Annotated in this window: 10 protein-coding genes; 6 read left to right on the top strand and 4 right to left on the bottom strand. The window is 71.3% G+C overall.

Going from position 1 to position 10,807, the window contains the following annotated elements; genetic code table 11:
* Positions 1-40: 40 nt before the first annotated feature.
* Together AB0M11_RS34460 and AB0M11_RS34455 are read right to left on the bottom strand one after the other, a co-directional pair.
* Positions 41-1,294 (bottom strand): hypothetical protein, encoded by a 1,254-nt coding sequence (locus tag AB0M11_RS34460; protein ID WP_365712080.1) that lies wholly within the window; start codon positions 1,292-1,294, stop codon positions 41-43.
* A 97-nt stretch (positions 1,295-1,391) separates the two neighbouring features.
* A complete protein-coding gene (locus tag AB0M11_RS34455; RefSeq protein ID WP_365712079.1) occupies positions 1,392-2,519 on the bottom strand; it encodes an alpha/beta hydrolase-fold protein in 1,128 nt (375 codons plus the stop codon).
* A gap of 224 nt (positions 2,520-2,743) precedes the next feature.
* Between AB0M11_RS34455 and AB0M11_RS34450 the strand changes: the two genes are divergently transcribed.
* The 6 genes from AB0M11_RS34450 (at position 2,744) to AB0M11_RS34425 (ending at position 7,877) form a co-directional block, all read left to right on the top strand.
* A complete protein-coding gene (locus AB0M11_RS34450; protein ID WP_365712078.1) occupies positions 2,744-4,555 on the top strand; it encodes a phosphatidylglycerol lysyltransferase domain-containing protein in 1,812 nt (603 codons plus the stop codon).
* Positions 4,556-4,653: 98 nt separating this feature from the next.
* A complete protein-coding gene (gene folP / locus AB0M11_RS34445) occupies positions 4,654-5,571 on the top strand; it encodes a dihydropteroate synthase (RefSeq protein ID WP_365712077.1) in 918 nt (305 codons plus the stop codon).
* Entirely contained in the window at positions 5,568-6,071 is a 504-nt protein-coding gene (locus AB0M11_RS34440) for a nuclear transport factor 2 family protein (RefSeq protein ID WP_365712076.1), read from the top strand. The genes folP and AB0M11_RS34440 overlap by 4 nt, the downstream gene beginning before the upstream one ends.
* Before the next feature lie 299 nt (positions 6,072-6,370).
* Positions 6,371-6,730, top strand: a complete 360-nt coding sequence (folB, locus tag AB0M11_RS34435; protein WP_365712075.1) for a dihydroneopterin aldolase — start codon at positions 6,371-6,373, stop codon at positions 6,728-6,730.
* Positions 6,727-7,338, top strand: a complete 612-nt coding sequence (gene folK / locus AB0M11_RS34430) for a 2-amino-4-hydroxy-6-hydroxymethyldihydropteridine diphosphokinase (protein WP_365712074.1) — start codon at positions 6,727-6,729, stop codon at positions 7,336-7,338. The genes folB and folK overlap by 4 nt, the downstream gene beginning before the upstream one ends.
* Positions 7,339-7,388: 50 nt before the next feature.
* Positions 7,389-7,877, top strand: a complete 489-nt coding sequence (locus AB0M11_RS34425; protein ID WP_365712073.1) for a DUF3180 domain-containing protein — start codon at positions 7,389-7,391, stop codon at positions 7,875-7,877.
* Between the two features lie 19 nt (positions 7,878-7,896).
* Here AB0M11_RS34425 and folE read toward each other — a convergent pair whose 3' ends face one another.
* Both folE and ftsH read right to left on the bottom strand, forming a co-directional pair.
* Positions 7,897-8,502 carry a GTP cyclohydrolase I FolE gene (gene folE, locus AB0M11_RS34420; protein WP_365712072.1) on the bottom strand — a complete coding sequence of 202 codons (606 nt, stop codon included), beginning with the start codon at positions 8,500-8,502 and terminating at the stop codon, positions 7,897-7,899.
* Positions 8,503-8,639: 137 nt separating this feature from the next.
* Entirely contained in the window at positions 8,640-10,679 is a 2,040-nt protein-coding gene (ftsH, locus tag AB0M11_RS34415) for an ATP-dependent zinc metalloprotease FtsH (protein ID WP_365712071.1), read from the bottom strand.
* Positions 10,680-10,807: the final 128 nt, after the last annotated feature.

Genomic DNA, 10,807 nt, shown 5'->3' with positions numbered 1-10,807 from the left:
GCACCTCGCAGGGTGCCCCGGCTCAGGATCGCCGCGGGATTCAGGAGGCGGCGCTGCGCAGGCCGCCGAGGTTGATCTGCTCCGTCTCGTCGTGCGCGGTGAGGTCGATGACCTGGCCGACGCCCCGCGCGTGCGCGTCCGCGGGCTTGAACTCCGACTCGGACTCGGCCTTGTGGAGCGCGAGCGCCTCCTGGCCGACGACGTCCGCGAGGTCCTCGTTGTGCATCGCGTCCAGCCCACCCGCCGGCGAACCCTTCTGGGTGCCGAAGAAGTCGAAGCCGCCGGTGACCAACGGGCGCGGGATCGGCGCGGCCGGCAGCACCGCGACCGCGGTCGGCACCGTGAAGTGACCCGAGGGCTTCACCTCGTTGGCGGACGGTGCCGTCACGGCGTCCTGCTCCGCCGCTTCCGGGGCGGTCTCCGCCGCTTCCGGGGCGGTCTCCGCCGCTGCCGGGGCGGTCTCCGCCGCTGCCGGGGCGGTCTCCGCCGGCTCGGCCGTGGTGACGGCGGCCGCGCGCGCGTGCCCGTCGGCCGCCTCGGGCTGCCCCTGCGCCTCGTCCTCCGGCGCGGTCTCGCCCTTCGGGGCCTCGGGCCCGTCGGCCGTCCCGGCCGTGGCCTCGCGGGCCGCGTCGGCCGTGTCGCTCTCGGCCGCCGGGGCGTCCTTCTCGTCGAACCGGGCCAATGCCACCTTGGCCCGCAGGAACAGCTTGGAGCCCTCCGGCGAGAAGATGGCGGGAGCCACCTCCTCGACCGTCAGCTCCTCGGCCTTCTCGTCGGCAGTCGCCGGCTTCGCCGCCTCCTGCGCGCTCCGGGCGGCCGGCAGCTCGTTCGACGGCGCGATGGCCTCGATCTCCAGCAGGCGGCGGCCCTCCAGGGCGCTCGCGCGCTCGGTCTCGGCCGTGGCGTAGCGGCGCAGCAGGGCCGCGTGTTCGTTGCGCAGTCCCGCCAGCTCCGCCCGCTTCGTGCGCAGCCGCTGCTCCAGCTTGGCGCGCAGCTCCCGCGACTCCTCCAGGTCGGTCTCCAGCTCGGCGATCCGCTCCTCGTGGCGCCACTCGTCGCTCGCACGCGCGCGTGACAGGTCGGCCACCTGCTTGCCCGCCTCGCTGTCCCACCGCCGCATGACGGCGGCGCCGACGGCCGCGGTGGCCGCGGCTATAGCGGCCAGGGTGCGCAGCACCGTCGGTTGGGAGAACAGCCAGGGGCCAAGGGCGCAGACGAGAGAGACACCGGCGATCGCCGAGGGAGGCAACAGCCTGTGCAAAGGCGGGGAATGACGGTGGCGTCCACGTGGCATGGCCAGAAACTTACCGCGCGTAGGCGAATCATGGTGCCCCGGGCCGTAAAAACACGGCGACGACGAAGTCTTCGCGCGGTATCGGCGGGGTCGGGACTCAGCTGCCGTTCAATCGGCCGCTGAGCCACTGGAGGGTCGCGGGGATCTCGCGGCGCCAGGTATTGAAGTTGTGGCCGCCGCTGTCGAGGATGATCGACGAGATCCGGGTCAGCTTCGTGGCTTCCGCGCTCGCGATGAATTTCAGCGTGGCCTTGTAGTTGGTTTCCCCGACCTTGCTGCTGGTGACCAGCAGGGAGGTGTCCGGGGCGGGCTCGTGCGCCAGGAACCACCAGAGGTCGGCGCGGTTGCGGAGGTTCCGGTCGCCCTGGAAGAGGTCGCCGGTGGTGGCGTCCAGCGGCGCCTTGTACGACGGGGAGAGTCCGGCTCCGGCCGCGTACACGCGGGGGTGGTGCATCGCGAGCTTGAGCGCGCAGTAACCGCCCGTCGAGTCACCCACGATCCCCCAGCCGCCCGGCTTCACGGCGGCCCGGTAGTGCGCGCGTACCGCGGTGGGCAGGTCCTTGGCGAAGAAGGTCTCGGTCTGCGGGCCGTGCGGGATGTCCACGCACTCGGTGTCCCGGGGCGGCGCGACCGTGGGCCGCAGCATCACCAGGATCGACGGCCGCATCTTCCCGGCCCGGACCAGGTGCTGGGCGGTGCGCGGGTAGTGCAGCTTGTCGACGAGCGCCCGCGCGGTGCCCGGATAGCCGCTGAGGACGACCACCACCGGGAACCTCCGCGTGCGGTACTGCGGCTGGAAGTACTCCGGCGGCAGGTACACGTACGCGGGCGTGGCGATGTGCGTCGTACGGCCGACGATGTCGACCTGCTGGATCTGTCCGGCCGTGGCGGGCAGCGAGCCGCCCATGCCGTGCACCTCGGAGGTGGACACCACCCGGAGCGGCGCACCGGTCCGGACGCCCGCCGTGTGGTCGACGACGACGCCCTGGTCGGTCTCCGTGCCGAACAGGTCGGCCCAGCTCGCGTAGAAACCGAAAGCCTGGTTGACGGCTATCCCCAGGCACGCGAAAAGCGCCAGCTGGGTGGCCAGCAACAGGCCGACCCGACCGCTGACGGCCCGCCAGCTCCGGCGGGCCAGCCGGGGCCACAGCCACACCGTGCCTACGAACAGCAGTACAGCGAACAAGATCGCCAATGCCAGCATTTTATTGCTCGTGAGACCCATGAGGTGCTACCTGCCTGCGCTTTCCCCCGTGCCCCCCGCTGCTTTCAGCGAGGCTTGCCCCGGGCTTTCCCTGGCCTTTGAACCGGCTTTCCGGTGGGGAGTGAACCTCTCCCCCCGAGACACCGTCCTAGAGGGCGCAATGTCGCCGGATGCCCGAATCGGGTCCGGATCCAAGGTCTCTCGCAGAACTACGGGATGCGATGTCTGTCAGGATAGATGGGGAAATGTCGGGCGAGGTTCCGAGCCGATCAAGCCGGGCGCGGCGCATAGTCCGCGGCCCGCGCCCGGAGGCGGTCCCCGCTCTGGTCGGCAGGGCGTGCGCGATCGTGGGCGTCCTGGACATTGCTGCGGGTGTGTTCCCGCGCTTCCGTCACAGCCGCATGCACGCCATGGCTGAGGTGCTGCCGGGCTCGCTCGGTCCGTTCGCCGCCGCGCTCTCGCTCAGCGCCGGGGTGCTGTTGCTGCTGCTCGCGCACGGGCTCAAGCGGCGCAAGCGGCGGGCGTGGCGGGCCGCGGTGGCGCTGCTGCCGGCCGGTGCCGTGTCGCAGTTCGTGTACCGCCACTCGGTCATCGGCGCGTTGATCTCCCTGGCGCTGTTCGTGCCGCTGGTGATCCACCGCGACGAGTTCAAGGCGCTGCCCGACCCGCGCAGCCGGTGGCGCGCGCTCGCCAACTTCGTCCTGATGAGCGCCGGTTCGCTCGCGCTGGGTCTGATCATCGTCAGCGCCCACCCCAAGCGCACCATCGGCGACCCGAGCCTGGCCGACCGCCTCACGCACGTCCTGTACGGCCTGTTCGGCTTCGAGGGCCCCGTGGACTACGAGGGCTCCACCTCCTGGACGGTCGCCTTCTCGCTCGGCGCCCTCGGCCTGATCACCGCGGTCACCACCATCTACCTGGCGTTCCGCCCCGAACACCCGGCCGCGCACCTCACCGTGGAGGACGAGACGAGGCTGCGCGCCCTCCTGGTGAAGCACGGCGCCCGCGACTCCCTCGGCCACTTCGCGCTCCGCCGGGACAAGGCGGTCGTCTTCTCCCCCAGCGGCAAGGCGGCGGTCACCTACCGCGTCGTCTCCGGCGTGATGCTGGCCAGCGGCGACCCGATCGGTGACGTGGAGGCCTGGCCCGGCGCCATCGAACGCTTCATGGACGAGGCCAAGGCCCACTCCTGGACTCCCGCCGTCATGGGCTGCTCGGAGACGGGCGGCGAGGTGTGGACCCGCGAGACCGGCCTGGACGCCCTCGAACTGGGCGACGAGGCGGTGGTGGACGTGGCGGATTTCTCACTCGCCGGACGCGCGATGCGCAACGTGCGCCAGATGGTCAAGCGCATCGAGCGGGCCGGCTACGAAACCCGGGTACGGCGCATCCGTGACGTCGGCGAGGCGGAACTCGACCGCATCCGCCGGGCCGCCGAGGACTGGCGCGGCACCGACACCGAGCGCGGCTTCTCGATGGCCCTCGGCCGCATCGGCGACCCCGCCGACGGCGACTGCCTGATCGCGACCGCCCACAAGGCCGACGACACACCCGGCCCGTACGGCGATCTCAAGGCGATCCTGCACTTCGTGCCCTGGGGCACCGACGGCGTCTCGCTGGACCTGATGCGCCGCGACCGCTCCGCCGACCCCGGCATGAACGAACTGCTCATCGTGGCCGCCCTCCAGGCCGCCCCGAAGCTCGCCATCACCAGGATCTCGCTCAACTTCGCGATGTTCCGCTCGGCGCTCGCGCGCGGCGAGAAGATCGGCGCCGGACCGGTGCTGCGCGCCTGGCGCGGCCTGCTGGTGTTCCTCTCGCGCTGGTTCCAGATCGAGTCGCTGTACAAGTTCAACGCGAAGTTCCAGCCGCGCTGGGAACCACGTTTCGTGGTCTACCGGGCCTCCGGCGACCTCCCGCGCATCGGCTTCGCCGCGATGCAGGCCGAGGGCTTCGTCAGCCTCGCCGTGCCGCTGCCGCGCTTCCTGCGCCGCCGGCCGGCCGCCCCCCGCCCGTGCGCCCACAGCATCGCCGAACAGGAGGTACGGGCGGCCTGACCCCGGGACCGGCCCGAGCGGACGCCCCTCCCCCAGCCCGGGGGCGCCGCTCGGGCCACGGGAGCCGGTGGCCGGGGCTCTGGGCCTACGCTGAACGTATGAGCAACCACAGCGGACGTGGCCAGGTGGCAGGGCTTCCGGCATGGGACCGGTGCGCCGTCATGGGGGTCGTGAACGTCACCCCCGACTCCTTCTCCGACGGCGGCCGCTGGTTCGACACGACCGCCGCCGTCAAGCACGGCCTGGTCCTCGTCGCCGAGGGCGCCGACCTCGTCGACGTCGGCGGCGAGTCCACCCGTCCGGGTGCCACCCGCGTCGACGAGGAGGAGGAACTGCGCCGGGTCGTCCCGGTCGTCCGCGGCCTGGCCGCCGAGGGCGTCCTCGTCTCCGTCGACACCGTCCGCGCCTCCGTCGCCCGGCAGGCCCTCGCTGCCGGCGCCGCGCTCGTCAACGACGTCAGCGGCGGCCTCGCCGACCCCGACATGATCCCCGTCGTCGCCGACGCCGGCGCCCCCTTCGTCGTCATGCACTGGCGCGGCTTCATGGACGGCGGCAACGTCAAGGGCGTCTACGACGACGTCGTGCGGGAGGTCCTCGACGAACTGCACGCGCGCGTGGACGCCGTCCTGGCCGGCGGCGTCTCACCGGACCGGGTCGTCGTCGATCCGGGCCTCGGCTTCTCCAAGAACTCCGAGCACGACCTGGCCCTGCTCGCCCACCTCGACCGGCTGCACGCCCTGGGCCACCCGCTGCTCGTCGCCGCCTCCCGCAAGCGGTTCCTCGGCCGGGTCCTGGCCGGACCCGAGGGAGCGCCCCCGCCGGCCCGGGAGCGGGACGCGGCGACGGCCGCCGTCTCGGCGCTCGCGGCGCACGCCGGCGCATGGGCGGTGCGCGTGCACGAGGTACGCGCCACGGCGGACGCGGTGCGCGTCGCGCGGGCCGTGGAGGAGGCACGCGCCGGCACGCCCGCGCAGGCCGCGCCGCACACTCCGCAGCGCGCAGAGGGAGCCCGGTGAGCGCCCCCCACACCGATGTCGAGCAGGTCGAGGCCGCCAACACCGCCTTCTACGAGGCACTGGAGAACGGCGACTTCGAGACCGTCTCCGCCCTCTGGCTCACCCCCGCCGACCTGGGGGTCGACGAGGAGTACCACGACCCGGCCGACAGCGGCGTGATCTCCTGCGTGCACCCGGGCTGGCCGGTGCTGACCGGCCGCGGTGAGGTCCTGCGGTCGTACGCGCTGATCATGGCGAACACCGACTACATCCAGTTCTTCCTCACCGACGTGCACGTCTCCGTCACCGGCGACACCGCCCTGGTGACGTGCACCGAGAACATCCTCAGCGGCGGACCGGCGCCCGAGGGCGACCAGGAGCTCGGCCCCCTGGTCGGACAGCTGGTCGTGGCCACCAACGTGTTCCGGCGCACCCCGGACGGCTGGAAGCTCTGGTCCCACCACGCCTCCCCGGTCCTGTCCGAGACGGACGAGGACGAGGAGGACGACACGCCCTCCTGAGCACGCGCGCGCCGCCCGCCTCCGGGAGGCGCCGCAGGAGCCGCGCGGGAGCCCCGCGTGCCCCTCGCGGAGCAAGAAGTGGCTGGAATCACGAACTCGCGGGTAGGTACGGCTACCGGGCCGTGAGCCGCCGGGTTCTCCAGGGGAAACGCGCGATGAACCCTGACGTACCGCACCGAACCCCCACGGCGCGCAGCCCGGCTCTGTCAGTGCCCGCAGGTAGATTCGTGGGAGGCCGGTCCATCGCCCGCACCGGGTGCGGCCCGGCCGCCACCCCGACGATTGCAGGAGTGATTCGCGTGGATCGTGTCGCGCTGCGCGGCCTGAGGGCCCGCGGGCACCACGGTGTCTTCCCCAAGGAGCGGGAGGAGGGCCAGACCTTCGTCGTGGACCTCGTCCTCGGGCTGGACACCCGGCCCGCGGCGGCCGACGACGACCTGGCGAAGACCGTGCACTACGGCATCGTGGCCGAGGAGGTCGTCGCCGTGGTGGAGGGGGAGCCGGTGAACCTGATCGAGACGCTCGCCGAGCGGATCGCCCAGGTCTGCCTCAAGCACGAGGGGGTAAGAGAGGTCGAGGTCCAGGTCCACAAGCCGGACGCGCCCATCGCCGTCCCCTTCGACGACGTCACCGTCACCATCACCCGGAGCCGAGCATGACCGCATCCTCCCTGCGGGGACCCAGCGACCCGACCGTACAGCCGGTGCCCGCTTCGGTCGTCGAGCAGGTCGACGCCGCCGACACCACCCTGTCCAACCCCAAACGCGCCGTGGTCGCCCTCGGCTCCAACCTCGGCAACCGCCTGGAGACCCTCCAGGGCGCCGTCGACGCCCTGGAGGACACCCCGGGCGTGCGCATCAAGGCCGTGTCACCGGTGTACGAGACGGAGCCGTGGGGCGTCGAGCCCGGCTCCCAGCCGACGTACTACAACGCGGTCGTCGTGCTCAAGACCACCCTCCCGCCGTCCTCCCTGCTGGAGCGGGCGCACGCGGTCGAGGAGGCGTTCAACCGGGTGCGGGACGAGCGCTGGGGCCCGCGCACCCTCGACGTCGACATCGTCGCCTACGCCGACGTCGTCTCCGACGACCCGCGGCTCACCCTCCCCCATCCGCGCGCCCACGAGCGCGCCTTCGTACTCGCTCCCTGGTACGACGTCGACCCCGAGGCCCTGCTGCCCGGCCGGGGCCCCGTCGCGGAGCTGCTGGCCGCCGTCACCCGGCACGGCGTGGCCGCCCGCGGGGACCTGGAACTCCGACTGCCCGAGTAGTCGTTAAGGTCGAGACGACCACATCGCTGCGGGGGAGCTGAAGGAAAACAGTGAAAGAGCTGCGGATCAGGGTGCTGGCCGGCGTCTTCGTCGTGGCCGGGGTGCTCTCCTGGGCGGGCGCCCGCCTGTGGAACGCGGTGGGGACCCTGCCGAGCGTGCCGGTGGCCGCCCCGATCGTCCTCGCGCTGATCGCCGTGGTCCTGCTCTCCACGGCCCTCTCGCTGCGCGTCCGGCTCAGGGCCCAGCGCGAGCGCCGTCCCGGCGCCAAGGGCGTCGACCCCCTGATGGCGGCCCGCGCGGTCGTCTTCGGCCAGGCCAGCGCGCTGGTGGCCGCCCTGGTCGCCGGCATGTACGGCGGCACGGGCGTCTTCCTGCTGGAACTCCTCGACCTGCCCACCCGCCGCGACCAGGCCCTCTACGCGGCCTTCTCGGTCGTGGCCGGTATCGCCGTGATAGCGGCGGCCCTGTTCCTGGAGCGGGTGTGCAAGCTCCCGGAGGACGACGACAACGACCACAGCGGCGCCGAGCCGGTCGCCTGAGCCCCGCCCGCCCCGGCGGTCAGCGGGCCAGTATCAGGCTCATCGCCTCGGCCCGGGTCGTGGCGTCCCTGAGCTGGCCGCGGACCGCCGACGTCGTCGTCTTGGCACCGGGCTTGCGGATCCCGCGCACCGACATGCACATGTGCTCGGCCTCGACCACGACGATCACCCCGCGGGCCTCCAGGATCCGCATGAGCGAGTCCGCGACCTGGGTGGTGAGTCGTTCCTGCACCTGCAGCCGGCGGGCGAACACCTCGACCAGACGCGCCAGCTTCGACAGCCCCGTGATCTTGCCGGTCTCCGCCGGGATGTAGCCGACGTGGGCCACCCCGTGGAACGGCAGCATGTGGTGCTCGCAGAGACTGACGATCTCGATGTCCTTGACCAGGACCATCTCGTCATGGCCAAGGTCGAACGTCGTGGTCAGGACCTCTTCGGGCTGCTGGTGGTTGCCGGCCAGCAGCTCGCGGTAGGCCCGCGCCACCCGTGCCGGGGTCTCCCGCAGACCCTCGCGGTCCGGGTCCTCGCCGACCGCGATGAGGAGTTCGCGCACGGCGTTCTCGGCGCGCTTCTCGTCGAACTCACCGATGGCGCCGTCGCCGTCCAGGGTCACGGGGTCGGTCATCTGAGGTGCCTCGTTCCTTCGGGTGAGCGCGCGTGGGCCGCGCGCCTCAGGTGCGGACATACCGGAATGCCGCGCCCCCCAGGCTAGATCCTGGGGGGCGCGGCATTCCATTCCGAGCCAGGTGAGGCTGGTGTGAGTCAGCTCTCGGGACGGTCCTCCGGGGCCTTCTCGACCGCCGGGGCGGACTCGGCGGCCGTGGCCTTGGCGGTGCTGATCGCCGCGGTCGCGCCGTTCGTTCCGTTGGTCAGTGCGAGCTCCTTGGGGGAGAGCACCGGCGGGCGGGTGGACGGCGTACGGCGGGAGGAACCGGTCCAGGCGGGCCGGGCCGGGCGCTTGACGATGGCGGAGAAGATCTCGGCGATCTCCTCCTTGCCCAGGGTCTCCTTCTCCAGCAGCTGGAGAACGAGGTTGTCGAGGACGTCGCGGTTCTCGACCAGGATCTCCCAGGCTTCGTTGTGCGCGTTCTCGATGAGCTTCTTGACTTCCTCGTCCACCAGGGCGGCGACCTCTTCCGAGTAGTCGCGCTGGTGGGACATCTCACGGCCGAGGAAGGGCTCGGTGTTGTCGCCGCCGAACTTGATCGCGCCGAGACGCTCGGTCATGCCGTACTGCGTGACCATCGCGCGGGCGGTGGCCGTGGCCTTCTCGATGTCGTTCGCCGCGCCCGTGGTCGGGTCGTGGAAGACCAGTTCCTCGGCCGCGCGACCGCCCAGCATGTAGGCGAGCTGGTCGAGCATCTCGTTGCGCGTGGTCGAGTACTTGTCCTCGTCGGGCAGGACCATGGTGTAGCCGAGGGCGCGCCCGCGGGACAGGATCGTGATCTTGTGGACCGGGTCGGAGTTCGGGGAGGCCGCCGCGACCAGGGCGTGACCGCCCTCGTGGTACGCGGTGATCTTCTTCTCCTTGTCCGACATGATCCGGGTCCGCTTCTGCGGGCCCGCGACCACGCGGTCGATCGCCTCGTCGAGCATCTGGTTGTCGATGAGCTTGCGGTCGCTGCGGGCCGTGAGCAGGGCCGCCTCGTTCAGCACGTTCGACAGGTCGGCGCCGGTGAAGCCCGGGGTGCGGCGGGCGACCGCCGCGAGGTCGACGTCGGGCGCGACCGGCTTGCCCTTCTGGTGGACCTTGAGGATCTCCAGACGGCCCTGCAGGTCCGGCGGGTCGACCGCGATCTGGCGGTCGAAGCGGCCGGGGCGCAGCAGCGCCGGGTCGAGGATGTCGGGCCGGTTCGTCGCGGCGATGAGGATCACACCGCCCTTGACGTCGAAGCCGTCCATCTCGACGAGCAGCTGGTTCAGCGTCTGCTCGCGCTCGTCGTGACCGCCGCCGAGGCCGGCGCCGCGGTGGCGGCCGACCGCGTCGATCTCGTCGACGAAGACGATCGCCGGGGCGTTCGCCTTGGCCTGCTCGAAGAGGTCACGCACGCGGGAGGCACCGACACCGACGAACATCTCGACGAAGTCGGAACCGGAGATCGAGTAGAAGGGGACTCCGGCCTCGCCGGCGACGGCACGCGCGAGGAGCGTCTTGCCGGTGCCGGGACGGCCGTAGAGGAGCACACCCTTGGGGATCTTGGCGCCGACGGCCTGGAACTTGGCCGGCTCCTGCAGGAACTCCTTGATCTCGTGGAGTTCCTCGACGGCCTCGTCGCAGCCCGCGACGTCCGCGAAGGTCGTCTTCGGGGTGTCCTTGGTGATGAGCTTCGCCTTGGACTTGCCGAAGTTCATGACCCGGGAGCCGCCGCCCTGCATCTGGTTCATCAGGAACAGGAAGACGACCACGATGAGGACGAAGGGCAGCAGGGAGAGCAGGACGCTGACGAAGGCGTTCTGCTTGGTCGGCGCGACGGTGTAGCCGTCGGGGATCTGCTTGTCCTGGTACTTGGTCTGCAGCGTGTTGGCGATGGTGACGCCCTGGTCGCCGATGTAGCTCGCCTGGATCTTCGAGCTGCCGTCGACCTTCTCGCCGTTCTTGAGCGTGACCTTGATGGTCTGCTCGTCACCGGTGGTCAGCTTCGCCGACTCCACCTTGTTGTCATTGATCGCCGCCACGACCTGGCCGGTGTCCACCGTCTTGTAGCCGCCGGACGAGCCGACGACCTGCATCAACACGACCACGGCAAGGACGGCCAGCACGATCCACATGACCGGCCCACGGAAGTATCGCTTCACGTCCATCCATACGGAGCGGTGTCGCCCCGTCCCTCCTGCCATAGTGAGTTTGATAAGACAGTTCTTCTGACGGTACCCCAGCATTGTGGCCCGAAGCCGCACGAAGCTGCTCGGACGGCTGGTGAAACCCGTCT

It is taken from the genome of Streptomyces sp. NPDC051987 (assembly GCF_040680735.1).
Lineage (GTDB): Bacteria > Actinomycetota > Actinomycetes > Streptomycetales > Streptomycetaceae > Streptomyces.
Note: the sequence above shows the minus strand (reverse complement) of the source record. Positions and strands in the feature narration are given on the sequence as shown.